We start from the raw sequence: 367 nt of genomic DNA, 5'->3' as shown, positions 1-367 counted from the left end.
CGGGGATGCCTTCACGGCCGGGGCGAGCCACTGCCTCGAACGCTGCCTGGTGCTGCTGGAGGCCGCTGCCGAGTCCGCACCCAGTGAGCTGGCGTTGGCGGGTTTCCCGGACGCCGCGGACTTCGCCGAGCTGGGCGAGGAGCTCTCCCGCCGGGGCGAGTACCGGCAGCTGCTCGCCGCTGCCGCCGTGGACCGCAACCCCACCGAGGCGATCAAAGCATCCGGACCCGCGCGCACGGCCGCCGGCTTGACCACCGGCTGGGGCACCGGCACGGACGACGGCAAAGGCATAGGCACAGACGAGGGCACCGACGCCGCTGCCTCAAGCTCCGCTGCCACTTCCGCGTCTGTCCCCGCGGTGTCGCCG

Annotated in this window: 1 pseudogene; it reads left to right on the top strand. The window is 73.6% G+C overall.

The features are described 5' to 3' along the window. A pseudogene (locus JYA52_RS17575) lies at positions 1 to 367 on the top strand (HNH endonuclease signature motif containing protein); the annotation flags it as partial.

Source organism: Arthrobacter pascens (genome assembly GCF_017052465.1).
GTDB lineage: Bacteria > Actinomycetota > Actinomycetes > Actinomycetales > Micrococcaceae > Arthrobacter > Arthrobacter pascens.
The sequence above is the reverse complement of the archived record's forward strand: the minus strand, read 5'-3'. Positions and strand labels throughout refer to the sequence as shown.